This window comes from Kitasatospora sp. NPDC092039, assembly GCF_044756065.1.
GTDB lineage: Bacteria > Actinomycetota > Actinomycetes > Streptomycetales > Streptomycetaceae > Kitasatospora.
The window spans coordinates 18,161-41,893 of sequence record NZ_JBIVSD010000036.1 but is presented as its reverse complement, the minus strand read 5'-3'; the positions used below and the strand labels follow the sequence as shown (position 1 = coordinate 41,893).

At 74.8% G+C, this 23,733-nt stretch carries 23 protein-coding genes; 15 read left to right on the top strand and 8 right to left on the bottom strand.

Annotated elements, in window-relative coordinates:
- The 4 genes from ACIQI7_RS37945 to ACIQI7_RS37930 all read left to right on the top strand — a co-directional run.
- The coding region (locus ACIQI7_RS37945; protein WP_157849844.1) for an acyl-CoA dehydrogenase family protein at positions 1-96 on the top strand (96 nt) is incomplete at its 5' end.
- 166 nt (positions 97-262) lie between these two features.
- Entirely contained in the window at positions 263-1,129 is an 867-nt protein-coding gene (locus ACIQI7_RS37940) for an oxidoreductase (protein ID WP_401119157.1), read from the top strand.
- A 108-nt stretch (positions 1,130-1,237) separates the two neighbouring features.
- Entirely contained in the window at positions 1,238-1,726 is a 489-nt protein-coding gene (locus ACIQI7_RS37935) for a GNAT family N-acetyltransferase (RefSeq protein WP_401119155.1), read from the top strand.
- 86 nt (positions 1,727-1,812) lie between these two features.
- Positions 1,813-2,466: a class I SAM-dependent DNA methyltransferase gene (locus ACIQI7_RS37930; RefSeq protein WP_401119152.1), complete on the top strand. Its 654-nt coding sequence runs from the start codon at positions 1,813-1,815 to the stop codon at positions 2,464-2,466.
- 24 nt (positions 2,467-2,490) lie between these two features.
- Here ACIQI7_RS37930 and ACIQI7_RS37925 read toward each other — a convergent pair whose 3' ends face one another.
- Complete coding sequence (locus tag ACIQI7_RS37925; protein ID WP_401119150.1) at positions 2,491-2,874, bottom strand: MerR family transcriptional regulator; 384 nt, start codon at positions 2,872-2,874, stop codon at positions 2,491-2,493.
- A 213-nt stretch (positions 2,875-3,087) separates the two neighbouring features.
- On the opposite strand from ACIQI7_RS37925, the gene ACIQI7_RS37920 reads away from it, so the two are divergent.
- Complete coding sequence (locus tag ACIQI7_RS37920) at positions 3,088-3,582, top strand: peptidylprolyl isomerase (RefSeq protein ID WP_401119148.1); 495 nt, start codon at positions 3,088-3,090, stop codon at positions 3,580-3,582.
- Between the two features lie 283 nt (positions 3,583-3,865).
- Positions 3,866-4,441, top strand: coding sequence for a hypothetical protein (locus ACIQI7_RS37915; RefSeq protein WP_401119145.1), 576 nt, complete (start codon positions 3,866-3,868; stop codon positions 4,439-4,441).
- Positions 4,442-4,518: 77 nt separating this feature from the next.
- Here the strand turns inward: ACIQI7_RS37915 and ACIQI7_RS37910 are convergent, their stop codons facing one another.
- Both ACIQI7_RS37910 and ACIQI7_RS37905 read right to left on the bottom strand, forming a co-directional pair.
- Positions 4,519-5,007 (bottom strand): hypothetical protein, encoded by a 489-nt coding sequence (locus tag ACIQI7_RS37910; RefSeq protein WP_401119142.1) that lies wholly within the window; start codon positions 5,005-5,007, stop codon positions 4,519-4,521.
- Between the two features lie 38 nt (positions 5,008-5,045).
- Positions 5,046-6,359, bottom strand: a complete 1,314-nt coding sequence (locus ACIQI7_RS37905; protein ID WP_401119139.1) for an LCP family protein — start codon at positions 6,357-6,359, stop codon at positions 5,046-5,048.
- Between the two features lie 423 nt (positions 6,360-6,782).
- On the opposite strand from ACIQI7_RS37905, the gene ssuE reads away from it, so the two are divergent.
- The 5 genes from ssuE to ACIQI7_RS37880 all read left to right on the top strand — a co-directional run bounded on the left by ssuE (position 6,783) and on the right by ACIQI7_RS37880 (position 14,386).
- On the top strand, positions 6,783-7,337 hold the full coding sequence (gene ssuE / locus ACIQI7_RS37900; protein WP_401119137.1) for an NADPH-dependent FMN reductase: 555 nt from the start codon (positions 6,783-6,785) through the stop codon (positions 7,335-7,337).
- Positions 7,338-7,661: 324 nt separating this feature from the next.
- Entirely contained in the window at positions 7,662-8,447 is a 786-nt protein-coding gene (locus ACIQI7_RS37895) for an ABC transporter ATP-binding protein (protein ID WP_387760697.1), read from the top strand.
- A 19-nt stretch (positions 8,448-8,466) separates the two neighbouring features.
- Positions 8,467-11,034, top strand: coding sequence for an ABC transporter permease (locus ACIQI7_RS37890; RefSeq protein ID WP_401119133.1), 2,568 nt, complete (start codon positions 8,467-8,469; stop codon positions 11,032-11,034).
- 158 nt (positions 11,035-11,192) lie between these two features.
- A complete protein-coding gene (locus ACIQI7_RS37885; protein ID WP_401119130.1) occupies positions 11,193-13,184 on the top strand; it encodes a hypothetical protein in 1,992 nt (663 codons plus the stop codon).
- A gap of 161 nt (positions 13,185-13,345) precedes the next feature.
- Complete coding sequence (locus tag ACIQI7_RS37880; protein WP_387760700.1) at positions 13,346-14,386, top strand: glycosyltransferase family 2 protein; 1,041 nt, start codon at positions 13,346-13,348, stop codon at positions 14,384-14,386.
- Between the two features lie 214 nt (positions 14,387-14,600).
- Here ACIQI7_RS37880 and ACIQI7_RS37875 read toward each other — a convergent pair whose 3' ends face one another.
- The 3 genes from ACIQI7_RS37875 to ACIQI7_RS37865 all read right to left on the bottom strand — a co-directional run bounded on the left by ACIQI7_RS37875 (position 14,601) and on the right by ACIQI7_RS37865 (position 18,544).
- Positions 14,601-16,220, bottom strand: coding sequence for an LCP family protein (locus tag ACIQI7_RS37875; RefSeq protein WP_401119126.1), 1,620 nt, complete (start codon positions 16,218-16,220; stop codon positions 14,601-14,603).
- A 224-nt stretch (positions 16,221-16,444) separates the two neighbouring features.
- Positions 16,445-17,587, bottom strand: a complete 1,143-nt coding sequence (locus ACIQI7_RS37870; RefSeq protein WP_401119123.1) for an LCP family protein — start codon at positions 17,585-17,587, stop codon at positions 16,445-16,447.
- Between the two features lie 165 nt (positions 17,588-17,752).
- Entirely contained in the window at positions 17,753-18,544 is a 792-nt protein-coding gene (locus ACIQI7_RS37865; protein ID WP_401119120.1) for a TIGR03089 family protein, read from the bottom strand.
- A gap of 104 nt (positions 18,545-18,648) precedes the next feature.
- Between ACIQI7_RS37865 and ACIQI7_RS37860 the strand changes: the two genes are divergently transcribed.
- The 4 genes from ACIQI7_RS37860 to ACIQI7_RS37845 all read left to right on the top strand — a co-directional run bounded on the left by ACIQI7_RS37860 (position 18,649) and on the right by ACIQI7_RS37845 (position 21,478).
- Positions 18,649-19,896 carry an N-acetylmuramoyl-L-alanine amidase gene (locus tag ACIQI7_RS37860; RefSeq protein ID WP_401119117.1) on the top strand — a complete coding sequence of 416 codons (1,248 nt, stop codon included), beginning with the start codon at positions 18,649-18,651 and terminating at the stop codon, positions 19,894-19,896.
- An 85-nt stretch (positions 19,897-19,981) separates the two neighbouring features.
- Positions 19,982-20,893, top strand: a complete 912-nt coding sequence (locus ACIQI7_RS37855; protein WP_401119114.1) for a DNA-3-methyladenine glycosylase family protein — start codon at positions 19,982-19,984, stop codon at positions 20,891-20,893.
- Positions 20,894-20,939: 46 nt separating this feature from the next.
- Positions 20,940-21,212, top strand: a complete 273-nt coding sequence (locus ACIQI7_RS37850; protein WP_387760706.1) for a type II toxin-antitoxin system Phd/YefM family antitoxin — start codon at positions 20,940-20,942, stop codon at positions 21,210-21,212.
- Positions 21,209-21,478 (top strand): type II toxin-antitoxin system RelE/ParE family toxin, encoded by a 270-nt coding sequence (locus tag ACIQI7_RS37845; protein ID WP_401119111.1) that lies wholly within the window; start codon positions 21,209-21,211, stop codon positions 21,476-21,478. Before ACIQI7_RS37850 ends, ACIQI7_RS37845 begins: the two co-directional genes overlap by 4 nt.
- Positions 21,479-21,481: 3 nt before the next feature.
- Here the strand turns inward: ACIQI7_RS37845 and ACIQI7_RS37840 are convergent, their stop codons facing one another.
- Both ACIQI7_RS37840 and cofD read right to left on the bottom strand, forming a co-directional pair.
- Positions 21,482-22,774: a coenzyme F420-0:L-glutamate ligase gene (locus ACIQI7_RS37840; RefSeq protein WP_401119108.1), complete on the bottom strand. Its 1,293-nt coding sequence runs from the start codon at positions 22,772-22,774 to the stop codon at positions 21,482-21,484.
- Positions 22,771-23,730, bottom strand: a complete 960-nt coding sequence (gene cofD / locus ACIQI7_RS37835; protein ID WP_401119105.1) for a 2-phospho-L-lactate transferase — start codon at positions 23,728-23,730, stop codon at positions 22,771-22,773. The genes ACIQI7_RS37840 and cofD overlap by 4 nt, the downstream gene beginning before the upstream one ends.
- Positions 23,731-23,733 lie beyond the last annotated feature (3 nt).

Sequence of the window (23,733 nt, the reverse complement as noted above, 5' to 3'; positions counted from 1 at the left end):
CCGGTGGAGCGGATGATGCGGGACGCGAAGATCACGCAGATCTACGAGGGCACCAACCAGGTCCAGCGGATCGTGATGGCCCGCAACCTCCCGTAGTCCGTCACCTGCGGCGACGTACGTCCACGGCCCCCGACCGCCCTTCCGCGGTCGGGGGCCGTATGTCGTCCGGCGTCGAACCATCCTGGACGCGGCGCCCGCGCCGGTGTCATAAATGATCGTCAATTCGTTGCCGAGGCACGACGATTGCGGGAGATCGACGATCATGGGAAACACCTCCGAGCAGCACCCCGCCGGCCGGGTCTGGCTGGTCACCGGCGCCAACTCCGGCTTCGGCCGGGCGATCGCCGAGGCCGCGCTGGCGGCCGGCGACACCGTGGTGGCCGCCGCCCGGCGCCCCGGGACGCTGGCGGACCTGGCCGCCGCGCACCCGGACCGGCTGTTCCCGGTCGAGCTGGACGTCACCGACCAGGAGCGGATCCCGGCCGTCGTCGAGGAGGCGGTGCGGCGGCACGGCCGGATCGACGTCCTGGTGAACAACGCCGGGCGCGGACTGATCGGCGCCGTCGAGGAGTCCACCGACCGCGAACTGCGGGACCTGATGGAGCTGCACTTCTTCGGCCCGGCCGCGCTCACCCGGGCCGTGCTGCCGCACCTGCGGGCCCGGGACTCGGGCGCGGTGGTGCAGATGAGCAGCATGGGCGGCCGCTTCAGCTTCCCCGGGGTGGGCGCCTACTCGGCCACCAAGTTCGCCCTGGAGGGGCTGTCCGAGGCGCTGGCCAAGGAGGTGGCCGGCTTCGGGATCAAGGTGCTGATCGTCGAGCCCGGCGCGTTCCGGACCGGCTTCGCGGGCGGCGGCGCGCTCGCCCACTCCGCCCCGATCGAGGCGTACGAGCCGGTGGTCGCCCCGGTCCGCACCGGGCTGCCGGACACCGACGGCAAGCAGCCCGGGGACCCGGCGCGGGCCGCCGAGGCGATCCTGGCCGCGCTGGCCGCCGAGCGGACCCCGCTGCGGCTGGCGCTCGGCAGCGACGCGGTGGACGGCGTCCTCGGCACCCTCGAAGCGGCGCGGCAGGAGGCCGAGGAGTGGGCGGAGGTCGGCCGCGGCACCGACTTCCCGGCCGGCGAGTAGCGGCCTCCCGGCGGAGCGGCCTTCCGGCGGGGCGCCCCGGGCGGCCGGCCCGCCGCCGGGCGGAAAAGCGCGCGACGGCGGGCGGCCGTGCTCCGTAGGCTGCCCGCCATGTCGATCACGCCCGCCGCGCTCAGCCTGGCCCCCGTCACCCCCGAGAACGTCGATGCCGCCCTCGCCCTGCGGGTCCGCCCCGACCAGGAGGGCCTGGTCGCGCCGGTGGTGAAGTCGCTGGCCGAGGCGTACGCGTACGGGGAGACCGCCTGGCCCCGGCTGATCCTGGACGGCGAGCGGCCGGTCGGCTTCGTGATGGCCTTCTTCGACATCACCTTCTACCCGGACCGCCCCGGCGACCGCCCCCGCTCCGGCCTGTGGCGGCTGCTGATCGACGCCGGGCAGCAGCGCGGCGGCTACGGCCGCTTCGCCGTCGAGCAGGTCTGCGAGGAGATCCGCCGCCGCGGCGGCACCCGTGCGACGGTCAGCTACGTCCCCGGCCCGGACGGCCCGGAGGGGTTCTACGCCGGTCTGGGCTTCCGCCCGACCGGGGAGCTGAGCGGGGACCAGACGGTCGCCGAGCTGGACCTCCCGCCGCTCGGCTGAGCGGCGGCGCCGCCCGTCTCCCGCCCACGGGCCGGTCCGCGCGACCGGTGCCGCGGGCGGCGGCCCGCCGGGTAGGGTCCCGGACCATGACCGAGCCGGACTTCCTCGCCGAGACCAGGGTGTTCTACGACGCCATCGCCGACGAGTACGCCGACCGCTACCGGGACGCGCTGGGCGGGATGCCGATGGACCGGGCGATGCTGGCGCTCTTCGCCGACCTGGTCCGCGCCGAGCGGCCGGACGCCAGGGCGGCCGAAGTCGGCTGTGGGCCGGGCCGGATGACCGGCCCGCTGCACCGGCTCGGCCTGGACGTGCACGGGATCGACCTCTCCCCGCGGATGGTCGAGCTGGCCCGGCAGGCCCACCCGGAGGTGCCGTTCAGCGTCGGCTCGATGTTCGACCTCCCCTTCGGGGACGGGGAGTTGACCGGGGTGGTGGCCTGGTACTCGATCATCCACACCCCGCCGGAGCGGCTCCCCGAGGTGTTCGCCGAGTTCGCCCGGGTGCTCGCCCCCGGCGGCCACCTGATGCTCGCCTTCCAGGTCGGCGAACGGCCCCTGCACCTGGAGCGGCCGTTCGGCCGCCCGGTGTCGCTGGACTTCCGCCGGCTGCGGCCGGAGCAGGTCGAGGAATTGGCCCGGGAGGCCGGTCTGCCGGTCACCTCCCGTACGGTCCGCGAGCCGGAGGGGGACGAGAGGACCCCGCAGGCCTACCTGCTGGCCCGCAAGCCGAAGGTCTGAGCCCCCGGCGGCCCCGAGCGGCCCTCAGGCGGCCTCGGAGGCGGCCGGCGGCTGCCCGGAGGCGGCGGCGATCACCTCGTCCAGCACCTCGCGGGAGCGCAGCAGGTCGCTGATCGTCCGGTCGATCCGCTCGCGCTCGGCGGTGAGCTCGTCGACCAGCAGCGGGGTGGCGATCTCGTTCGGGCTGCCGTCGGAGTCCCGCATGCAGGGGAGGATCTTGTAGATGGTGCGGCTGTGCAGGCCGGCCGCGAACAGCTCCTGGATGTGCACCACCCGGTCGACGGCGGCCTCCGGGTACTCCCGGTGGCCGCCCTCGGTGCGGCGGGCGGCCAGCAGGCCCTGCTGCTCGTAGTAGCGCAGCGAGCGCTCGCTCACGCCCGTCCGCCGGGCCAGTTCGCCGATCCGCATGCCGTCCACCCCACCGTCCCGGTCGTCCTGACCATCCTGGTCGTCCCGCGCCAAGGCCTGAAGCCGGCATCGATGGTAGCTTCCCCGGCTCCGGCCGGGGGGTGTGAACCGGACGACATACCCGGGCCGCGCGGCCGGATAACACAGCCGCGTCCGAACTCGCCCGACCGGGGGTACCGAGCGTCAGGCAGATGATCGTGCCATCATCCCTGCATGTCTTCCAACGTTTTCTTCGACATCACGGTCAACGACGAGCCGGCCGGCCGGATCGTCTTCAAGCTGTACGACGACGTCGTTCCGCAGACCGCCCGCAACTTCCGCGAGCTGGCCACCGGCCAGAACGGCTTCGGCTACGAGGGCTCCGGCTTCCACCGCGTGATCCCCGCCTTCATGCTCCAGGGCGGTGACTTCACCAACCACAACGGCACCGGCGGCAAGAGCATCTACGGCGAGAAGTTCGCGGACGAGAACTTCCAGATCAAGCACACCCGCCCGGGCCTGCTGTCGATGGCCAACGCCGGCCGCAACACCAACGGCTCGCAGTTCTTCATCACCACCATCGTCACCGACTGGCTGGACGGCAAGCACGTCGTCTTCGGCGAGGTCGTCGAGGGCATGGACGTCGTGACGAAGATCGAGGGCCTCGGCTCGCAGAGCGGCCGCACCTCGGCCAAGGTCACCATCGCCAAGTCCGGCGTGGTCGAGTAGTCACCGCCGCCAGCTGGCACACACCGCCCCGGAGCGGGACGTCGGATCTTCCGGCCTCCCGCTCCGGGGCGGTTTCGTACCCGTTCGCTCCCGCTCCGGCTTCCGCTTCGGCGACCGGGCGCGGTGCGGTGCGGTGCGGTGCGGCGGGCAGGGTATCCCGGAGCGCCGCCCTCCGGGCCGGAACCGGGCAATCCTGTCGCCCTGCTTCGCCGGGGCCCTACGCTCGACTTCGGACGCGGCCCGACCGCGGCCGAACTCGACTCTGCGGCAAGGTGGTTGACCGATGATGGAGCAGGGCGCCGACGACGGCGAGGTGACCTACGAACAGGTGACGGTGGTCTCCCTGGCCGGCTGCGAGCCGGTCGCCCCGGCGCGGTTCGCCGTCCGGGTCGTCCGCGAGGGCATGACCGTCAAGCGCGTGGCCGGCTACTGGGTGCGCTGGGACGAGCGGTGGGGCCCGGACGAGGTCCGCCACCACGCCCGCTGGGTCGCGGACGAGGAGTACGTGCGGCCGGAGACCGGCAGTCTGGACGGCACCCTCGCGGTGATGGTCGCCGCCTACTGGACGGACCCGGCGGGCGGCTTCCCGCGCCGCCCCGGCACCGAGACCGTGGTGACCTTCCGGCCCGGCGAGACCGAGCACGAACTGGTGCTGGAGCAGCCCGCCCCGCCCGTCCCGGCCGTCGCCCCGCACCGCCCGGCCTCGCTGTCGGTGCAGCTGACCCACGCGCGGTGGCTGAGCGGCGAGGAGCAGCCGATCCACTACGGCTTCTCGGGTGCCACCGAGGCGGCCGGCGGCGAGGGGGAGTGGCTGGTCCGCTTCCCGGAGTGCGGCACCGGTCTGCTGCCGTACGTCTAGCCGTACCCGCCCGGCGGTGCCTCGCAGCGGTACGCCACGGCCGTGCGTCCGGTCCCGCGGCCGACCGTGGGCGCGTTTCAGGAGGGGCTCGCGGCCGGCTGGGGCGGCACCGGCGAGGGCCGCCCCCAGTCGCCCGCCCGCACGCCCACCCTGCGCGCCGGAACGCCGGCCCAGATCTCGCCGGGCCCGGTCGAGCGGGTGAGCACCGCGTTGGCCCCGACCACGGTGCCCGCGCCGACGGTCAGCACGCCCTCCTTGCACACCACCTTGGCGCCCGCGCACAGCACCGCGCCGTCCTCGACCACCACCCGCCGCATCGCGCTCTCCTCCTGCGGCACCCAGGGGTCGGCCCGGCCGATGGTCACGCCGTTGTAGAGCGTCACGCCGGCGCCCAGGGTGGTGTACGGGTGCAGCACGGTGCCGAAGCCGCGGTGGAAGACGAGCAGCCCGGGCCCGATCTCGCAGGCGGCGGGAACCTCCATCCCGTAGAGCGCGAGCGCCTCCTGGACCAGGCGGCCCAGGAGGCGGTGGCGACGGCGGCGGATCAGCGCGGTGACGAGGGACATCCACCCATTGTGGTGGCGCGGTCACGCGAAGTGGCGGACTACTTGAACTCCGGCACCGCGGTGTCGTTCCGGAAGGCGTCGAAGAGCTGCTTGGACTGCTTGGCGTCCCACAGCACGGCGGACTCACCGGTCTTGGTCCGGAAGTCCGGGTTGCCGATCGGCACGGTCACCGACTTGCCGCTGCCGCCGTTGACGTCCTTCATGGCGAGGAAGAGCGAGCCGAGGTCGGTCAGCCCGCAGTCCTCGTCGACGATCAGGGTGCCGAGCCCCGCGTCGACCAGCGGGTAGAAGGTGAACGGGTTCAGCAGGTTGCCCGGGGAGGCGGCCTGGTGGGCCAGGGCGCCGAGGAACTTCTGCTGGTTGCGCATCCGGCCGAGGTCCTGGTCGGCCATCTGGTGGCGCTGGCGGACGAAGGCCAGGGCCTGCTTGCCGCTGAGGGTCTGGTCGCCGGCCTTGAGGTCGAGGCCGGAGTCCTTGTCCTTGATGTCCTGGTCGATGTGCATCTCGACGCCGCCGATCGAGTCGACGATGCCGACGAAGCCGCCGAAGCCGATCTCGGCGTAGTGGTCGATCCGCAGGCCGGTGTTCTGCTCGACGGTCTGGACCAGCAGCCGGCCGCCGCCGTTGCCGAAGGCCGAGTTGATCTTCGCGGTGGTGCCCTTGACCGGCTTGCCGTTGGCGCCCGGGTGCTCGGGGATCGGCACCCAGGAGTCGCGCGGGATGCTCATCAGGGTGTTCCCGTTGTCCCCGACGTGCAGGATCATCATCGAGTCGCTGCGCTTGCCCTCGGTGTCGTGCCCGGTGTGCAGGTCGTCCTGCTCGGCGTCGGTGAGGCCCTGGCGGCTGTCGGAGCCGACGATCAGCCAGTTGGTGCCCTTGCCCGCGGCCGGGCGGCCGGGGTAGTCGGCGAGCACGTTCTCGTGGTTGATCTTGGAGTCCGCCCAGAACCAGGTGGAGACGGCGGTCACCATGACGGCGATCAGCACGCCGAAGACCGACCACTTCACGATCCGCCGGCGCGGCCAGCGCCGGGCCGCCGGGGGACCGGCCGGGCGGGAGCCGCCGGGGCCACCGGGACCGCCAGGACCGCCGGGGCGGGCCCCAGGGGCGCCGGGCCCCTGCGGCGGGACGCCGCCGAGCCGGGACGGCCCCGGCTGCCCCGGGTGTCCGGACTGCCCCGGGTACCCCTGGTGCCCCGGCTGCGCCGGGTGGCGCGGCTGCCGTGGCGCGGCTGCCCCCGGCCCGCGCGGGTTCAGCGAGGACGGCAGCGGCGGCTCGGCCGAGCCGCCTCCACCGTTGCCGCCGTACGGGTTCCCGCCGCCCCCCGGGCGGCCCTCCTGCCACGTGTTCATGCCGACGAGGATGCCCGACCCGGGTCGGGCTGACTCCCCCCGGGGTGCCCGCCAGGCCTCTTGTAGCAGTTTTGATGCACGTACCGGATCGTTCCGCCGCAACGTCCGGACATCCGGTGTTCCAGCTGCTGAAACGTTTCTTGACCAGCTCGAACGCCGCGTGCTTGCATTCCGGGCATGGACCAGCGTTGGGCACTCACGCGTCGGCGGCACGTCGACCTGCGGCGCGGTGTGGCCTGTTCGCTCTGTCGCGGCTGACGCGCGCCGCCCGTCGAGTCCCCGCACTCCCCGCACGTCCGCCGACGTAGCGCCCCCGGTGCCGCCCCCCGGCACCGCCCCCGGTACCGGCCCCCACCGCGGCTCCCTCCCCGCCGCCGCGCCCCGCCGCACCGCGCCGCCCCGCTTCCAGCCAGAGGTGAACCCATGGCCGTCGTCCTGTCCGTTTCCGGCTCCCCGTCCGCCACCTCCCGCACCACCCGCCTGCTGCGCCACGTCGACGCCCGGCTGGCGGAGCGCGGCCACCAGGTCGTCCCCTTCGAGGCCCGCGGCCTGCCCGCGCACGCGCTGCTGTCGGGCGACTTCGACCACCCCGGCATCGTCGCCGTCACCGAGCTGTTCGCCCGCGCCGACGGCGTGGTCATCGGCACCCCCGTCTACAAGGCCGCCTACTCGGGCCTGCTGAAGGCCCTGCTGGACGTGCTCCCGCAGCACGCGCTGGCCGGCAAGACCGTGCTGCCGCTCGCCACCGGCGGCTCGCCCGCGCACGTCCTCGCGGTGGACTACGCGCTGCGCCCGGTGCTCAGCTCGATGGGTGCCGGCCACATCACCCAGGGCTGGTTCGTGCTCGACCGCCACATCACCGTCCGGGAGGACGGGACGACCCTGGTGGAGCGCGCGACCGAAGCGCTGCTGGCCCCGGTCGTGGACGGCTTCGCCACGGCCCTGGAGCGGCGGGCCGCACCCGCGCTGGCGGGCTGACGGACCGTCGCCGCGGCCCGTACGGGGCGTCCCCGAGACGGGCCGCGGCGACCCCTAGGGGGAGCCGCCCGGTGCCCCGTAGAACCCTGGTTGAGCGGCTTCATTCCGGCGGATGACGAGCCCTCCGCCGACGACTCCTAACGTGGTTCACACATCCCCACCCGCCAGGAAACGGCCCGGTTCCGTCGGGTCCGGTGGCCAGGTCCACCGGGAGGGTGGAGACAACTCCCGGTCGAGGACTACCGCCCGCGCCATGTCGCGCGGCGGGCGGGCCCGCGAGGCTGGGGGGCCAACGGGTGAGCGCATCTTCCTTAGGAGAGTCCTGTGACGACGGCAGCAGCCGTGTACGACCCCCAGCTTCCCGGCGGAGCGTCCGCCGTCGCCGCGTCGGCCCGTCAGGTCACCAAGGCGTACGGCGCGGGCGAGACCAGGGTGACCGCGCTGGACGCGGTCGACGTCGACATCCAGCGCGGCCGGTTCACCGCGATCATGGGCCCCTCGGGCTCGGGCAAGTCCACCCTGATGCACTGCCTGGCGGGCCTCGACACGGTCAGCTCCGGGCGGATCTGGATCGGCGACACCGAGATCACCGGTCTCAGGGACAAGCAGCTCACCAGGCTGCGGCGGGACAAGATCGGCTTCATCTTCCAGGCGTTCAACCTGCTCCCGACCCTGACCGCGCTGGAGAACATCACGCTGCCGATGGACATCGCCGGGCGCAGGCCCGACCGGGCCTGGCTGGACCAGGTGGTGGAGACGGTCGGCCTGTCCGGCCGGCTCAGGCACCGCCCCGCCCAGCTCTCCGGCGGCCAGCAGCAGCGCGTCGCGGTGGCCCGGGCGCTGGCCGCCCGCCCCGAGATCATCTTCGGCGACGAGCCCACCGGGAACCTGGACTCCCGTTCCGGCGCCGAGGTGCTGACCTTCCTGCGCCGCTCGGTGGACGAGCTGGGCCAGACCATCGTGATGGTGACCCACGACCCGGTCGCCGCCGGCTACGCGGACCGCGTGCTCTTCCTCGCCGACGGCGTGATCGTCGACGAGATGCACGCGCCCACCGCCGACTCCGTCCTCGAACGCATGCGCCGCTTCGACGGCAAGCGCACCAGCTGAGCGGCGGGCCGACACCACCATGCTGCTCAGGACCTCACTGCGGAGCTTCTTCGCCCACAAGGGCCGGATGGCGCTCTCGCTCATCGCCGTCGTGCTGTCGGTGGCCTTCGTCTCCGGCACCCTCGTCTTCTCGAACACCGCCACCGGCACCTTCGACAAGCTCTTCGCCGCGACCGCCTCGGACGTCTCGGTCCAGCCGCCCAAGCCGGCCGAGGACCAGGAGCAGCAGGCCGCCGTCAAGCCGCCGACCGTCCCGGTCGCGCTGGAGCGGCAGCTCGCCGCGCTGCCCGGGGTGAGGAACGCGGTCGGCCAGGTCATGGTCGAGAACGCCGTCCTGGTCAACCCGGCCACCAACAAGCTGGTCGGCCCGACCACCGGCGCGCCCACCCTGGCCGGCAACTGGACCGACACCCCGAGCAACCCGGTGAAGATCACCTCCGGTCACGCCCCGCGGGGCCCGACCGAGCTGGTGCTGGACGCCGACACCGTGAAGAAGGCCAAGCTGGGCCTCGGCGACCGGCTCCGGGTCGAGAACCCGCTCGGCAGGCACGACTTCACCATCGTCGGCATCGGCACCTTCACCACCACCAACCCGGGCGCGGCGCTCGCCTTCCTGGACACCCCGACCGCCCAGCGGGTGCTGCTCGGCGAGGAGGCCTTCAGCACCGTCGAGGCGTACGGCGACGGCAGCCGCGGCAACGACCGGCTCAAGGCGGACGCGCTGGCCGCGCTCGGCGGCGGGTACCAGGTGAAGACGGCGGCCGAGCAGAAGGCCGACCGCAGCGAGCAGGTCGGCAAGGGCCTCGGCTTCATGAAGTACGCGATGCTCGGCTTCGCCTTCGTCTCGGCGATCGTCGGCGCCTTCCTGATCGTCAACACCTTCTCGATGCTGGTCGCCCAGCGCACCCGGGAGATCGGCCTGCTGCGCGCCGTCGGCGGCAGCCGGCGGCAGGTCAACCGCTCGGTGCTGGTCGAGGCGCTGATCCTGGGCGTGCTCGGCTCGACCCTCGGGGTCGCGGCCGGCCTGGGCGTGGCGGTCGGCCTGATCAGGCTGATGAGCGCGATCGGCATGGACCTCAAGGCGGCCGACCTGCGGATCGGGCCGGACGTGTTCGTCGCCGGGTACGCGCTGGGCATCGTGGTCACCCTGGTCGCGGCCTGGTTCCCGGCCCGCCGGGCGAGCCGGATCTCGCCGATGGCCGCGCTGCGCGACCACGGCACCCCGGCGGAGTCGCGGGCCAACGTGGTCCGCACCGTCCTCGGCCTGCTGCTGACGGCGGGCGGCGGCGCGCTGCTGGTGCTCGGCGCGGGCGCGGAGAAGGCGGCCACCGGCGGCCGGTACCTCGGCCTCGGCGTGGTGGTCACCCTGGTCGGCTTCGTGGTGCTCGGCCCGCTGCTGGTCTCGGCCGTCGTCCGGGTGCTCGGCGCGCTGCTGCCGGCGCTGTTCGGCCCGTCCGGCAGGCTGGCCCAGCGCAACGCGATGCGCAACCCGCGCCGCACCGGCGCCACCGCCGCCGCGCTGATGATCGGCCTGGCGCTGGTGATCGCCTCCGCGGTGTTCAGCTCCTCGGCCGTCACCTCGACCAGCGCCCAGATCGACAAGTCGGTGGGCGCGGACTACATCGTCTCCGGCGGGCGCACCGCCGTCACCCCCGAGATGATCGACGCGGTCCGGCGGACCCCGGGCATCGACCACGTCACCACCCAGCGGTTCTTCGCCGCCAAGGTCCGGCTGCCGGACGGGCGGACGGCCCGGACCGACCTGACCGCCGTGCCGCCGACCTTCTTCGGCAGCGACTTCCGGCCGACCGTCGACTCCGGGGCGGTGGACTCGGTCCAGCGCGGCTCGCTGGGGATCGGCGCCGCCTTCGCCAAGGACCACGGCCTGAAGGTCGGCGACCAGGTCACCGTCGAGTACGGCCAGGGCCGCACCCAGGCGGTGCCGGTGGGCGCGGTCTTCGGTCGGGGCGGGCTGTTCGGCGACGGGTCCTTCGTGGCCGTGGACACCATGGAGCAGGCCGTCCCGGCCGCCGAGCAGCCGCCGGTGTGGACCTTCTTCGCCAAGGCCGCCCGGGGCGCCGACGTCGAGCGGACGCTGGCCGCGGTCGAGGACGCGCTGAAGGAGTACCCGCAGCTGACCATCAAGGACCGGGCCGGCTACAAGGAGCTCGCCCAGTCCCAGATCAACACCCTGCTGTACCTGATCTACGGGCTGGTCGCGCTGTCCATCACGGTCGCGGTGCTCGGCGTGGTCAACACCCTGGCGCTGTCGGTGGTCGAGCGGACCCGCGAGATCGGCCTGCTGCGGGCGATCGGACTCTCCCGCCGCCAGCTGCGCCGGATGATCCGGCTGGAGTCCGTGGTGATCGCGGTGTTCGGCGCGGTCCTCGGCACCGGGCTGGGCCTGGCCTGGGGCGTCACCGCCCAGCGGGTGCTGCGGGAGCAGGGCCTCGGGACGCTCTCCGTCCCGACCGTCACGGTGGCGGTCACGCTGGCCGCCTCGGTGCTGATCGGCCTGTTCGCCGCGCTCGTCCCGGCCTTCCGGGCCGGACGGATGAACGTCCTCGCGGCCATCGCGACGGACTGACCCGGCGTCGGGGGCGTCGGGCAGGGGGGACGGGGGACAGGGGCCGGGTGCGCACAGCACCCGGCCCCTGCGCCGTTTCCGCACCGCTGCCGAAGGCCTGCGCCTGGGACCTACGCCGGGCAGGCGTTCCGTTTCCGGGGTGCTGAGATGATCGTCCGATGTTCGACTCGGACGCCCCGCCCCTGCCCAGCGCCGCGCCCCTCACCAGTGCCGCCGCCGCCCGCTGGCGCGCCGCCCGGACGGCCTGGCGGCTGGACGGCCGCCGGCTCGCGCTGGTCCCGCTCGGGTTCGTGCTCCTGGCCGGTGCGGTGGAGCCGGACGTGGGCCGCTGCAACGTCCAGAACGTCTGCCGGGACACCTGGGGCTCGGGGCTGGCCGGCTGGTCGGTGCTCGCCGAGATCGTGCTGCTGGCCACCAGGGCCCGCGTCCGGGTGCTCGTCCCGCCGGTCGTCCTGGCGCTGCTCTGGTACCTGCCCGGAGGCCTGGTCACCCCGGTCGCCCGCTGGTCGGCGGTGCTGGTCCACGGCCTGCTCACCGCCGTCCTGCTCGGCGCCGAGGCCGGCCGCCGCCGCGCCCGCCAGCAGCTGGACGAGCTGATGGCCCCGCCCGTCCCCTACCCGTGGACCGCCGCCGGCGCGCCCTCGCCCGTCCACCACGACGGCCCGCCCGTGCTGCGCCGCGCCCTCGGCGTCCTGCTGCTGGTGGTCGCCGCGGCGTTCCCCGTGTACGGCCTCTGGGCGCAGGCCCGGGCCGCCTCCGCCGCCGAGCGGGCCACCCGGGTGACCGGCACCGCCGAGGGGAGCGACCGGGACGGCGTGCTGACCGTCCGCTTCCAGCCGCCCGGCGGCGGCCCCGAGCGCACCGCCGCCTTGGACGTCTGGTGGCAGCGCCGCCCCCAGCCCGGCGAGCCCGTCCCGCTGCTGGTGGACGGCGACGCGGTGCGCGCCCTGGGCGACGACTACGACGTCTCCGGCCAGCTGAGCGCCGGCGGTCTGATCGCCCTGCCCGGCCTGGTGCTGCTCGGCTCGGCCGCCGTCGCGAGCGCCCGCCGGACCGGGCCCGCCTTCGTCGGCGCCGCCCCCGCGCTCGCCGTACGGGTGCGCGCCGACGCCCGCGGCGACCTGCTGGTGCTGCCGCTGGACGGTCCGCCGGACGGCCCCGGGCTCTGGCGGCTGGTCGAGCGCGACCGCTACCGCTGGGCCCGGCACGCCGCCCCGGACGGCGAGGCCCCCGCCTGGGTGCCCGAACACCTGGCGACCGAGGACGAGGACGCCGACTACCCCGAACCGCCGCTCGACCGCGACGAGGACGAGCCGGAGGACGAGGAGCCGTACGACCGCGCGACCCCGGCCGAGGCCGCCGAGCGGCTGGCCCGGGCCGGCCGCAGCGTGCCCGCCGTGCTGTACGTCGGCCCGGACGGCCCCGACCGCCAGCTCCTCGTCCGCCCCGGCGTGCTGGACGGCGACCCGTACTGGGTGGCGGCCGTGGTCGCCCCCGCCGCCCGGGCCCCGCGCTTCGGCCGGCGCTCCGGGCGCTACCGGGAGCGCGACCAGGCCGTCGCCGCGCTGACCGCCGAGGCCGTCGCCGCCGCCCCCGAGGCCGGGCCGGAGGCCGAGCCGCTGGCCGCCCGCCGCTGGGAGATGCCGCTGCCGCTGCGGGCGGCGGCCGGACCGCTGGCGGCGCTGGTGGTCGCCGCCGCCGTCGTGCTGCTCGACGACGACGGCTGGTGGGAGGGGCTGCTGCGCCCGCTGTGGATCGGCTCGCTGGCCATCCTCGCCTGCGCCCAGACGCTGTCCTGGCAGCTGGTGGCCGACCGCGACGGCCTGCGGGTGGCCACCGCGCTGCGCACCCGCAGCTACCGGTGGGCGGAGATCTCCGCGGCGGCGGTGCACCGCGACCTGCTCACCATCCGGCTGCACACCGGCCGGGAGTTCTCCTTCTTCAGCCGTCCGACGGTCCGGCTGGCCGCGTTCTTCGGCGGCCGGTACGACCCGGTGGCGCTGGCCCGGACCGTCGCCACCGCCGCCCACCGGCCCGACCTGCGCCCGGCGCAGGCCCTGCCGGACCGGCTGGGCGGCCCCCAGCACCTGGTGAACCGGCTCGCGCTGACCGGTTACGCGGTCTTCACCGTGGTCCACTACGCACTCTGAATCCGCCCCGGACCGGCACCGGATCCACACCGCTTCCGGCCTGCGCGTAAGGGGTAGTACGGTGTCCTTGATCACAAGACCGGTGCCGCGCCGCGAGGCGCCCCGGGCCGCCCGGACCGGGACAAGACGGGGACGTGTCCGCACCGGTACGGTTGGCCCCGATGAACACCAAGGCTGCTGAGGAGCTGCCGGCTGTTTCCGTGATCATGCCGGTGCTCAACGAGGAACGTCACCTGCGCACGGCGGTCCGGCGCATCCTGGACCAGGAGTACCCCGGGCCGATGGAGGTGGTGATCGCCCTCGGTCCCTCCACCGACCGCACCGCGGAGATCGCGGCCGAGCTGGTGGCGGAGGACCCGCGGGTGCGGACGGTGGCGAACCCCACCGGCCGGACGCCGGCCGGGCTGAACGCCGCGATCCGCGGCTCCCGGCACCCCATAATCGTGCGCGTGGACGGGCACGGCCTGCTCACTCCCGGCTACATCACCACGGCGGTCCGGCTGCTCGGCGAGATGGACGCGGCCAACGTCGGCGGCATCATGTACGCCGAGGGCGAGACCGAGTGGGAGAACGCGGTCGCCGCCGCGATGACCTCCAAGATCGGCGTCGGGAACGCGGCCTTCCACACCGGCGGCCTGGCCGGCCCGGCGGACACCGTCTACCTCGGGGTGTTCCGGCGCGAGGTGCTGGAGAAGCTCGGCGGCTACAACGAGGAGTTCATCCGCGCCCAGGACTGGGAGCTGAACTACCGGATCCGCCAGGACGGCGGTCTGGTCTGGTTCACCCCTCAGCTCAAGGTGACGTACCGGCCCCGCCCCTCGGTGCGGGCGCTGGCCAAGCAGTACAAGGACTACGGCCGCTGGCGCCGGGTGGTCACCCGCTACCACCGCGGCTCGGTCAACCTGCGCTACCTCGCCCCGCCGGCCGCGCTGGCGGCGGTCACCGTCGGGCTGGTGCTCGGCGCCGCCGTCCACCCGGCCTTCCTCGCGGTGCCCGGCGCCTACCTGCTGGGCATCCTCGGCGGCGCGGCGGTCGAGGGCCGCGGCCTGTCGTTCAGGGCCAGGGTGCTGCTGCCGGTGGCCCTCGCGACCATGCACCTCAGCTGGGGCTTCGGCTTCCTGACCTCACCGCGCTCGCTGGCCCGAAGAGTGATCGCCAGTGTCGGCCCGTCCTCCAAGGACGTGCTCTCGAAGGCCGGCTGATTCGTTTCCGCACCGCTGCCGGCGGTGCGCGCGGCGGCGGTTGACGGCGGGTCGGGTGCGGCCCGGGCCGCGCCGGGCGCGGACCCCGGCGAACGGGCCGCGGCCGGCGCCGGGCCGACGAGCCGCTCCGCGGCCAGCCGGGAACGGCCGCCGACCGCGCTCCCGGACCGCCGGGCGGTACCGCGAGGAGGGCGGAACCCTCCTGCCGCCGCGGCTACTTGGCGCAGACGTCGGTGTCGTCCGCCTGCACCCGCTGGAGGTCCTCGGGCGCCTCGGTGGGCACCGCCGGCGCCGCGGTGGGGGCGGCGTCCAGCACGTCCTTGCCGAGCACCAGCAGCAGCCCGCCCTTCGGGTCCGACTTGGCGGCCGGGCGGAGGGCGTCACCGGGCAGGCCGAGGGCGGCCGCCAGCGCGTTCGCCTCGGCCTCCAGGCCGGCCGGGTAGGCCACCGTGGTGGTCGCGGCGGGCGTGGCGTCGCTGCCCACCGCGGCCTTGGCGAAGCCCTTCGCCCGGAGCTTCTCCACCGTCGGCCCGGACTGCCCGCGCTTGCCGCTGCCGTTGCGCACCGTCAGCTGGACGCCCTTGGTGTCGGCGGCCTCGGCGGTGGCGGCCGGGGTGGTCGGGGCGGGAGCGGCCTGGGCCGGCGGCGCGGCCGCGGCTCCGGTGGCCGGCGCCTCGGAGGCGGGCGGGGCGGCGGTCTCGGTCAGCGAGCGGTCGGCCGCGACCATCGCGAACAGCTGCCCGGCGTCCGGCTGCTTGAGGATCACCCGGTTCTCGTCCTTGGGGTCGTCCAGGACGGGCGCGGTGGTGAAGGTGATGTTCTTGGTGTCGACCTTGCTGATGTCCAGCGCGAGGTCCTTGAGCTTGTCCACGCTGCCGATGCCGGAGTCCACGGTCAGCGCCTTGGTGGCGGCGTCCGCGAGCTTGTAGAGCTTGGTGGGGCTGGTCAGGGTGTCGTCGCTCTTGATCTTGCGGATCATCGAGCTGATGAACTGCTGCTGGAGCGGGATCCGGGTGAGGTCGCCGCCCTGGCCGACCGCGTGCCGGGTGCGGACGAAGGCCAGCGCCTCGTCGCCCTGCACGACGTGCCGCCCCTTGGTCATCTTCAGGTGGGACCCGGAGTCGTTGATGTCCTTGGCCGCGCAGACCTCGACCCCGCCGACCGCGGTGGAAAGGGTCTTCACCGCCTCGAAGTTGACCTGGACGAAGTGGTCGACCCGGATCCCGGTGGTCTTCTCGACGGTCTTCCAGGTGCAGCCCGCGTCGCGCCCCTCCTGGCCGAGGCTGTTGTTGAACTCGGACCGCGCCGAGCCCGGGATCCTCTTCCCCTGGGCGTTCTGGCACTCCGGGATCGGCACCATCAGGTCGCGCGGGAGGCTGACCACGGTCGCGTTGGAGCGGTCCTTGGCGATGTGGAACAGCAGCGTGGTGTCGGCGTGCCCGGTGCTGCCCTCGTCGCCGTACTCCCGCCCGAGGCCCTCCCGGCTGTCCGTGCCGATCACCAGGACGTTCAGCGCGTCCCCGGCGGCCGGGGGCCGCTCGGACTCGTCGCCGAGCTGGACCTTGACCGAGGTCAGGTTGTCGTTGAAGTGCCGGTACAGGTAGTACGCCCCGCCGCAGCCCGCCACCATCACCAGGGCGCCCGCCCCGGCCGTCCACTTGAGGGCCCGCCGGCGCCGGCTGCGCCTGGCGATCGCGGCCGCCCGCCGCCGGCTGTCCCGGCGCCCCTCCGGGGCCGGTGCCGCGGGCGTCTCGGCGGCCCGGCGGCGCTGCCGGGGGACGCCCGGCGCGGGCTCCACCCGGTACCGGCCGGCTTCCGGTTGCTCCTCGTGCACGGGGGTCCCCTAGCTTCGACCGGTCACGGCTGCGGACCACCCGTACGGACGGACCGATCCGGACACACTAGACGAGCCGCGCGGGGCAGTCGTTCCCGGTGTGATCCGCGCCATGTTCCGACAGCGCCGAGGTAAATACCGCTCGTGGCCGAGCAATTGCGGAAACGACCGGAGCTGCCGGCGGCGACCGCGCGGGTCGGCCGGGGTGGTCGGAGGAGGCCGGCTCAGTGCGGGGCGCAGGCGTCCACGTCGGCGGTGCGTCCCTCGAAGGTGGGAGAGGAGCCCGCCGAGGGCGACGCCTTCGCCGCCACCCCGCCCGGCCGGGGGCCCGCCGACGCGGTCGGGATCGCGCCGGGCCCGCGGCCCGGCGAGGGCGCGGACCCGGGCGGCCGGACGGCGACCGGCCGGTCGTCCCGCAGCGCCGCGAACAGCTGTCCGGTCTGCGGCTGCACGAACTCGTCCCGGTCCGAGTCGTAGCGGTACGGGCGGCGCGGCGCGGTCAGCAGGACCACGTCCGCCGAGGGGACGCCGCGCAGGTCCTGGGTGAGGTCGTACAGCGCGCCGAGCGAGGACAGCGCGCCGTCGGCCCGGACGGAGGAGGTCGCGGCGTCCAGCACCGGCCACAGCTTCGCCGGGTTCAGCAGCACGCCCTGCGACTGCACCTTGCGGACCAGCGCGGCCAGGAACTGCTGCTGGCGGCCCATGCGCTGGGTGTCGCTGCCGTCGCCCAGGCTCTCCCGGGCCCGGACGTAGCCGAGCGCCTGCTCGCCGCGCAGGGTCTGCCGGCCGGCGGGCAGGTCGAGCTTGGCGTCCTTGTCGTGGATCGGCTGCGGCACGCACACCTCGACCCCGCCGATGGTGTCCACCATCCGCTTGAAGCCGCTGAAGTCGAGGATCACGTAGTGGTCGATCCGGATGCCGCTCAGCTGCTCGACGGTCCGGATCGAGCAGGCCGGGCCGCCCGTCTCGAAGGCCCGGTTGAACTGCATCAGCGCCGGCCTGCTGCGGGAGCCGTCCGGCTGCTCGCAGGCGGGCACGGTGACCATGACGTCGCGCGGGACGGAGACCGCCGTCGCGTGCTTCCGGTCGGCGGCCAGGTGCAGCAGGATCGTGGTGTCCGAGCGCTGGGTGCCCGCCTCACCGCCGTACGAGCCGTTCGGGCCGGAGCGGTCGTCGCTGCCGATCAGCAGGATGTTCTGGGCGCCCCGGGCCCCGGCGGTGCGGCTCGGGCGCTCGGCCTCCAGCTTGGCGAGCAGCCGGTCGGTGGCCGAGTCGGTGCGGATGTTGCCGTCCAGCTTGCGGTACGCGATCCAGAGCAGCGCCCCGGTGACGACCAGCAGGAACGCGACGGCGCCGGCGGTGATCATCAGCCACCGCCGGCGCCTGCGCGGGCGTCCGGTCCCGCCCGGAGGCGGGCCCGTGGGCGGACCGTCCCGCCCGGGGTCGTTCGTCGGGGGAGTGGCGGTCGGGGGGTGCTCGGTGTCGTCCTCGGCCATGGCCGGGATCCCTACCCGCCGGGCCCGCCCCGGGGGTCAGCCGAGGCGCAGTGTCACCCGTTCGGATTCCACCCGCTTCTCCCACTGCCCGGCGTCCAGCGCCTGCGAGTTGCGGCAGAGCACCACCGAGGCGCCGGCCGCCAGCGGCGCCAGCAGACCGGCCTCCAGACCGGTCCAGTCGTCGTAGGAGAGGGTGGACAGGACGCGGTCACCGGGCTTCAGGCCGAGCCGCGCCGCGCCCTCCCGGGCCAGCGCCACGGTCTGCTCGCCCGTCAGCTTCAGCGGCAGCCCGTCCACCACGGTCTCCAGCGCCTGCCCGTCCGGGGCGACGGGGGAGTACGGCGCGAAGCGGTCGCCCTGGCCGGGCACCTCGGCGGCGTAGTCGAGGAAGCCGTCCGGACGCTGCGGGAAGCGGCCGCCGAGCGGCCGCAGGGCGAGCGCGACCCGCTCGCCCTCGCAGGCCTGGGCGGACTCCAGCCCGTCCGGGCCGCTGACCACCAGGTCGGCGGCGGCCGGGTCGCCGCCCGGCACCGCCGCCACCCCGACCGACCAGCAGGCCAGCAGCCAGACGGCGCTCTGCCAGTGGGCGGGCAGCAGCAGCGCCGCCCGGTCGCCGGGGCCGGCGTTCAGCTCGTCCTGGAGGAGGTTGGCGGTCTTGGCCACCCAGTTGTCGAAGGTCCGGGCGGACAGCTCCACCCGTTCGCCGGTGGCGTCGTCGTAGAAGGTGACCATCGGGGCCGCGGGATCGACCGAAGGGGTGCCGCCGCGCAGGAATGCGTGCAGCAGCTCGATGGGGGTGCGGGCATCGGCAGCGAAAGGCGCAGTCATGGTGCGCCCCAGCCTACGGCCTTCGGGTGGGCGGCCGGGAGGGGCGGCCGAACGGGCGCGCAGCGGCGTGGCGGGCGGGCGGGTTTGCGGCGACGATCCGGACTATGCGCCTCTCAACCACGGCCGCGCGCCGCTCGCTCCCGGCCGCCCTGCTCGCCGGCTGCACCGCCGCCCTGCTCCTCCAGCCCGCCGCCACCGCGACCTCCTCGCCGGCCCCGCAGCGCCACGACTTCGCCGGTGGCGGCTCGACCACCACGCTGCCGCTGCCCGCCGGGGCCGTCCTCGCCCCGCGCGGCACCGAACCCTTCGAACTCCTCGGCCTCGGCTGGGACGGCCCGACGCGGGCGCTCGCCGACGCGGTGGTCCGGGTCCGCACCCGGGACGCGGCCACCGGCCGCTGGAGCGGCTGGCACCGCCTGGAGACCGAGGCCTCGGACGGCCCCGACGACGCGGCGCACGGCGCCACCGCCCCGCTGTGGACCGGACGCAGCGACGGCGTCGCGGTCGAGGTCAGGCCCGGGCCCGCCGGAGTGCCGCCCGGGCTGCGGCTCGACCTGGTCGACCCGGGGCGGGGCGCACCCTCGACCGCCGTACGGACCCTGCCCGCGGAACCGCCCGTCGAGCCGCCGTCCGGTGGGCCGACTGCGCCGCCGTCCGTCGAGCCGCCGAAGCCGTCGTCCGGTCAGCCGACGACGCCGCCGTCCGTCGAGCCGCCGTCGAGGCCGACCGCCGGGTCGGCCGGCGGCCAGGCCCCGCGCCCGGGGATCGTCACCCGGGCCGGCTGGGGCGCCGACGAGTCACTGCGCGACCAGGACTTCGAGTACACCGGCCCGGTCCGCGAGGTCTTCGTCCACCACACCGCCACCGCCACCGACTACGCCTGCGCCGACGCACCCCGGGTGATCCGGGCGATCTACGTCTACCACGTGAAGACCAACGGCTGGCGGGACATCGGCTACAACTTCCTGGTCGACCGCTGCGGCACCGTCTACGAGGGCCGGGCCGGCGGCGTCGACCTGCCCGTCCACGGCGCCCACACCCTCGGCTTCAACACCGACTCCACCGGGGTCGCCGCGATCGGCACCTACGACGGCGACCAGCCGCCCGGCCCCGTCCTCGACGGCCTCGCCGCCCTCGCCGCCTGGAAGCTCGGCCTCACCGGCCGGCCCGCCGACGGCCGGACCCAGCTCACCTCCGGCTCGGACGCCAGCCGCTACCCCAAGGGCACCGTCGTCGACTTCGACGCCGTCTCCGGCCACCGGGACGCCGTCGCCACCGAATGCCCCGGCGCCGCCCTCTACGCCCGCCTCCCCGACCTGCGAGCCGCCGCGGCCGCCCTCCAGACCGGCTGACCCCCGCGCCCGTCCGCCGTCCACCCGGCCCGTCCGACCTCCCGCGTATCGTTCATATCCGGAGGCGACGCGGGAGGCGACGGCAGTGGAAGCAGTACGGCGCTGGCGTCCGGGCTTCCCGCTCGACGTCGCCCGCACCCTGCTCCCGCTGCGCCGCGGCCCGGCCGACCCGGCCTACCGCAGCACCGGGGACGGCGCCGTCTGGCGGGCCTCCCGCACCCCGGCCGGCATCGGCACCCTGCGGGTGCTGCCGCGTCCGGCCGCCGGCGAGGTCGAGGCGAGCGCCTGGGGCCCGGGCGCGGACTGGCTCCTCGACCGCCTTCCCACCCTGCTCGGCGCCCAGGACGCCCCGGAGTCGCTGGTGCTGCCGCCCGGCCCGCTGCGGGACGCCCAGCGCCGTACCGCCGGGGTCCGGCTGGCCAGGACGGGGCTGGTGCTGGAGTCGCTGGTCCCGGCGATCCTGGAGCAGAAGGTCACCACCGACGAGGCCTACCGCGCCTGGCGCACCCTGCTGCGGGACTTCGGCACCCCGGCACCGGGCCCGGCCGAGGGCATGCGGGTGGCGCCGTCCGCCCGCGAGTGGGCGCTGGTGCCGAGCTGGGAGTGGCACCGGGCGGGCGTGGACCCGAAGCGCTCCGCGACGGTCATGCGCGCCGTCCGGCTGGCGCCGAGGCTGGAGGAGGCCTCGGCGATGGGCCACGAGGAGTCCTTCGCCCGCCTCACCGCCGTTCCGGGCATCGGGGTCTGGACGGCCGCCGAGACCCTGCAGCGCAGCAACGGCGACGCGGACGCGGTCTCGGTCGGGGACTTCCACCTCCCCAACCTCGTCGGCTGGGCCCTGGCCGGCCGCCCCCGCAGCGACGACGCCCAGATGCTCGCCCTGCTGGAGCCCTACCGCCCCCAACGCCACCGCGTCTGCCGCCTCCTCCTGGCCACCGGCACCCACGCCCCCCGCTACGGCCCCCGCCTGACCCCCAACGACCACCGCCACCGCTGACCGCGAACCCCCGCGCGGTGTACACATCAGTGTGTACGCTCGAGGCATGACTGACGCACTGAGCATCCGTGAAGCCCGCGCCCACCTCGCCGAGGTCGTCAGCCGGGCCGAGGCCGGCGAGATCACCGTGATCACGCGCAAGGGCGAGCGCGTCGGAGCGGTCGTGCCGATCGAGATCCTCGACGCCATAGAGGAGGCAGAGGACGAACTCCTGGCCCGTGAGGCGCGGAAGCACCTGGACGAGCCGACCGTCACCATGGCCGAGCTGCTGGTGGACCTGTTCGGCCCGCCGACGGACTCCGCCGGGAGCGCCGCGTGAAGTACGCCTTCGGATTCACCTCCCACGCCCGACGCCAGCTGCGCGCGATCGGCCGGCTCGAGGCGATGCGCATCCTCACGGCACTCACCGCGCTGGGGGACGACCCGTTCGCCATGGGACCCGACGTCAAGAAGCTGACCGGCAACGACGGCCTCTACCGGCTCCGCGTGGGCGACTTCCGCGTGGTCTACCAGATCCGCGGCGATGAGCTGCTGATCCTCGTCGTCCACGTCGGCAACCGCCGGGACATCTACCGCGGCCTCTGATCCCTACCGCACCACGACGAACGCCTCGGCCCCCCGCTCCGGCCGAGCCTTCGCCGGCTCCGCGGGCCGGCCCACCGCGACGGCCCCCATCGGGTCCCAGCCCGCCGGGAGGTCGAGCACCTCCCGCACCGTGTCGCGGCAGAACATGGTGGACGAGACCCAGGCGGAGCCGTAGCCCTCGCCGGTGAGCGCGACCAGCAGGTTCTGCACGGCGGCGCCGGCGGCGACGGTGAACATCTCCCGTTCGGCGGCGGCCCGGCGCGGGTCCGGGTAGTCGTGCGAGCCGTCCATCACCAGGCAGGGCACCACCAGGTACGGGGCGTCCCGCAGGACGTTGCCGCGGGCGGTGCGCCGGGCGATCCTCGCCTCGTCCCAGCCGTCGAGTTCGCGCAGGTCGCGCTGCCAGGCGGCGAGCATCGCGTCGAGCAGCCGCACCCGGGTGTCCGCGGACTCCAGCAGCACGAACCGCCACGGCGTGGTGTGGTGCGGGGCGGGCGCGGTGACGGCGGCGGCGACGGCGCGCCGGACGGCGGCCGGGTCGACCGGCTCGGCGGTGAAGGAGCGGACGGTGCGCCGCAGGGTGACGGCCTGCCGCAGCGCCTCCGAGGTGCCGAGCCGGAACATGTCGTCCACCGAGGGCCGGACCAGCGGCCGCACGCCCTCGCCGTCCTCGGCGGTGACCAGGTGGCCGAGTCCGCGCACGACCGCCACCGGGACGCCGGTGGCCTTGCCCTTGACCAGGTCGGCGGCGGCGGCGAGTTCGTCGGCGGTCGCGGTGACCGTCATCTCCAGCGCGTTGCCGTGGCTGTCGGTGCGGCCCCGGTGGTCCTCCAGGACGGAGAGGCCGGCGGCGCCGATCGCCACGTCGGTCAGCCCGTTGCGCCAGGGCCGCCCGAAGGTGTCGGTGACGACGACGGCGAGCCGGACGCCGGTGAGCTGCTGGAGCCGGGCCCGCAGTGCCCGGGCGGAGGCGTCCGGGTCCTCGGGCAGCAGCAGCACGGTGCCGGGGGCGGTGTTGGAGGCGTCGACCCCGGCGGCGGCCATGACGAAGCCGTTGCGGTTCTCCACGATCCGGATCGGTCCGCGCCGGGCGACCAGCCGGACGGTCTCGGCGTCGATCGCGGCCTCGCGGTCGGCGGCGTGCAGCAGCCGGCCCTCGGCCTTGCTGACGATCTTCGAGGTGACCAGCAGGATGTCGCCGTCCCGGTACGCCCCCGCCTTGGCGACGAGTTCGCCGAGGTCCGCCCCGGCCGTGACCTCGGGCAGCCCGTCGACGCCGATGACCTCCAGCGTCACTTCCGCACCTGCTCCGCCAGCGCCAGCGCCGTACGCGCCATCTCGGCGGTGGCCTCGACGTCGGTCATCAGCAGCGGGACGGCCCGGCAGGCGATCCCGGCGGCCTCGACGGCGGCCACCGAGGCCTCGTCGACGGTGTCCACCAGCCAGCCGTCGATCAGTTCCGGGCCGTAGTTCAGCGCGACCGCCTCGGCCGTTGCCTCGACGCCGACGGCGGCGAGCACCTTGTCGGCCATGCCGCGCACCGGCGCCCCGCCGATGATCGGGGAGAGCCCGACCACCGGAGCGGGCGCGGCGGCGACCGCCTCCCGGATGCCGGGGACGGCGAGGATGGTGCCGATCGAGACCACCGGGTTGGACGGCGGGAACAGGATGACGTCCGCCTCGGCGATCGCCTCCAGCACGCCCGGCGCGGGCTTGGCGGTGTCCGCGCCGACCGGGACGATCGCCTCGGCGTCCACGGCGGCGTGCAGCCTGACCCAGTACTCCTGGAAGTGGATCGCCCGGCTGCCCTGCTCGTCGGTGATCCGCACGTGGGTCTCGACCCGGTCGTCGCTCATCGGCAGCAGCCGCACGCCCGGCTTCCAGCGCACGCACAGCGCCTCGGTGACCTGGCTGAGGCTGTACCCGGCGGTGAGCATCTGGCTGCGCACCAGGTGGGTGGCGAAGTCCCGGTCGCCGAGCCCGAACCACTCGGGGCCGACGCCGTACTCCTTCATCTCCGCCTTGATGGACCAGGTCTCGTCGGTCCGGCCCCACCCCTGCTCCTCGTGGATGCCGCCGCCGAGGGTGTACATCACGGTGTCGAGGTCGGGGCAGACCTTGAGGCCGTAGAGGTGGATGTCGTCACCGGTGTTGCCGATGACGGTGATCTCGTCCTGCGGTCCGACCGCCGCCCGGAGTCCGCGCAGGAAGCGCGCTCCGCCGATTCCGCCTGCCAGTGCCACGATGCGCATGGG